At 46.4% G+C, this 3055-nt stretch carries 2 protein-coding genes; both read right to left on the reverse strand.

Annotation, left to right across the window (positions count from 1 at the left end; all coding sequences use genetic code 11):
- Positions 1 to 962, reverse strand: a 962-nt coding sequence (locus tag QUB30_RS12905; protein ID WP_333333754.1) for a tetratricopeptide repeat protein, incomplete at its 3' end; no start/stop codon positions are given.
- A gap of 85 nt (positions 963 to 1047) precedes the next feature.
- Positions 1048 to 3055 (reverse strand): CHAT domain-containing tetratricopeptide repeat protein (locus tag QUB30_RS12910; RefSeq protein WP_333333756.1); only part of this gene is annotated, 2008 nt, incomplete at its 5' end.

A 3055-nucleotide genomic window follows, 5' to 3' on the forward strand; every position in this document is an offset into this window, starting at 1 on the left:
ACGGCCCGACTCAGGGGAAGGGATTGGCTGAAATATTCTAAAGCTTTCTGTTTTTCTCCCAAATCTGAGTAAACTAACCCAATATTGTTGAGGGTGATAGCTTCCTTTGAGCGATCGCCGACGGCCCGACTCAGGGGAAGGGATTGGCTGAAATATTCTAAAGCTTTCTGTTTTTCTCCCAAATCTGAGTAAACCAAGCCAATCTTGTTGAGAGTGACAGCTTCTTGCGATCGATTACCTGCGGCGCGACTTAAGGGAAGGGATTGATTGTAATAGTCTAAAGCTTTTTGTTTTTCTCCGATATCTTCATAGATTTTTCCAATATTATTAAGGGTGAGAGCTTCTCTTCCTGGGTTGCCGATCGCCCGACTGAGGGGAAGAGATTGATTGTAATATTCTAAAGCTTTTTGTGGCTCTCCCAAATTTGAGTAAACTAAGCCTATATTGCTGAGGGTAACAGCTTCCTGCGAGCGATTACCAGTAGCGCGACTGAGGGGAAGAGATTGATTGTAATATTCTAAAGCTTTTGGTGGCTCTCCCAAATTTGAGTAAATTAAGCCAATATTGTTGAGAGTGATGGCTTCTTGCTCGCGATCGCCCACAGCCCGACTTAGGAGAAGCGACTGATTGTAATAGCCTAAAGCTGTTTGTGTTTCTCCCAAATCTGAGTAAACTAAACCGATGTTGCTGATAGTGACAGCTTCTTTAGCGCGATCGCCTGCTTCTCGATACAGGTTTAATGCTTGTTCATATTTGACGAGCGCACCTTTGAAAGATTCTATCGTCCCTTGGTAGTAAAGTTGTAATCCTTCGTTTAAAGCTTTTAGAGCAGCGTCACTACTGCTATTTTGCGCCGTTTGTACGGCTTGGCCAACGGGCACGGCTGCTGCCACTGGCTGACTTAACTGAACCGAAAGTGCGATCGACATACCAGCTAAAAACCATTGAGTGCGATCGAACATAACCACCCTTTTTGTATTTTTGTCAATTTTAGTCACTAGCTCGCTTAATGTAAAGGCAGGAAGAAGTGATATTATGTCCGCTATATCATTTCCATTCGCCCTGAAGGGTAAAAGCCGCCCAATAATAGGGAGATTGCCAGTTTTCCTCCTGCATCATTTCCATCTGCGCCGCCCTCAAAGCTGCCGCCGGCGCTAACTTTTGTTGCAGCATTTTTTGATAAAATTTTTGCATTAACACAGCAGTTCCTTCATCATCCACACTCCACAAACTCACGGCCACCCGCTGCGCCCCCGCATACATAAAACCCCTTGTCAATCCCACCATTCCTTCGCCTTTAACATTCTGTCCCATACCCGATTGACAAGCACTTAAAACCACTAAATTTGCCGCCAGTTTCAAGTTGAAAATATCCGTGAGTCGCAAGAAACCATTGACAAGATTGCCTTTGTCATCTACCATCGACATCAGAATTCCTGACAGTTCGGGATTTTTGCTGTTGGCAATGCCGTGGGTGGCGAAGTGAACGATTTGATAATTGGCTAAATTTCCATCGGTAGCAGTAGTGCGACTGGCATCAAAATCAAATATTTGACGGCTAGAAGCTGAGGGGAATAAGCTGGATATTGTTTGGGCTTCTTGGCGGGTAAATGGTAGGCGTTGGGGCGGCCATTGCCGATTAGAAGCACGAAGCGAGCGATTTAAACCGAGGTTATTTGCTTCTAATTTTTCTGTTGTTGCTTGGGTGATTTTTCCTTTAATTCTTTCATCGTCTGGACTGAAAACAGGATCTGCTAAAATTGCTAAAGTTTGGCCCGGCGGTTTTCTGTCTCCGTAATTTTGCCGGAGAATAGCGAGACTTGAGGCAGAAGGCAGAGTGATAATTTCATGTTCGACAATTAAGGGAACATTGTTATTTTGTCCCCGGGTTTGGGCAAGAGTTAAAGCTTGAAAAGGGGTATAGTGCAGCACGCCGTCTGGAACAATTAATAAGCGTTTATTGCCTAATTGGGCTGCTGCGGGCTGTAAAATCACTTGACCCAGATTTGCACTTGCTTGGGCAACTTTTTGGGGAATATTTCGGTAAATTGGGCTAGTTATTGCCTCTAGGAACTCCTTAGCTGCTGTTTCAATGTCAGCTTGTTTTGGCAATTCATAGCTAGTGAGTCCCGTTGATGTCACAACCCACAAATAACTGCGGTCTTTGCCGAGGGAATACTGCAATAAAATCGTGTTTTCATCGAGAATCTGTTTCTGAATTTCTGGCAGTGTTAAAGGTTGGGGCTGGGTGAGGGCAGCGTAGCGGGGGCTAGCGGTACGAATCTGGGCTTGAATTTGCTGATATTGTTCCAAAAGTGCGAGGCGCTGTTTGTCGATTTCAGAGATTTTAGTTTGATTGGGGTTGGGGGTGCTGATTGTTTCGATGCGCTGCTTTTCAATGGCATCGAGTTGCTGTTGCAGGCTCTTTTCTTGTTGCAGTAACTCGGGGGAAATACCTTCGCGAATGTTGGCGTTACTTTCAAAGAGGAGTTCGAGGAGGCTGCGGGCCCTCGAACGTTCGCTGGCTTCTAAGGCTTTGGTATCATAACCGGATTTAGGATTAGTTTTGTGCAGTTGCATTAACAAATCGATGTAGAATTCGTAGTAGTCCTGGACGGTCGCAAAGTATGAGCTGCGGAGTTCTGGGCTGGCTATTTTGGTGCGGAGGTTTTCGATTATTTTGATAGAGGATTCAATGTCATTGAGGGCTTCGGGAAGATTGTTTCGGTCGCGTTTGACATAAGCTATGTGGAAAAGGGTGGTAGCTTCCCCACCGCGATCGCCTACTGCCAGTCTCAGGGGAAGCGACTGGCTGTAATACTCTAGCGCTTTCTGTTTTTCTCCCAATTGTGAGTAGACACTGCCGATGTTGCTGAGGGTGGCAGCTTCCCCAGCGCGATCGCTGGTTGCCCGTCTCAGGGGAAGCGACTGGCCCAAATACTCTAGCGCTTTCTGTTTTTCTCCCAATTCTGAGTAGACACCGCCGATGTTGTTGAGGGTGGCAGCTTCCCCGCCGCGATCGCCTGTTGCCCGACTCAGGGGAAGCGACTGGTTG

Origin of the sequence: Microcoleus sp. BROC3 (assembly GCF_036702515.1) — a bacterium.
Taxonomy (GTDB): Bacteria; Cyanobacteriota; Cyanobacteriia; order Cyanobacteriales; family Microcoleaceae; genus Microcoleus.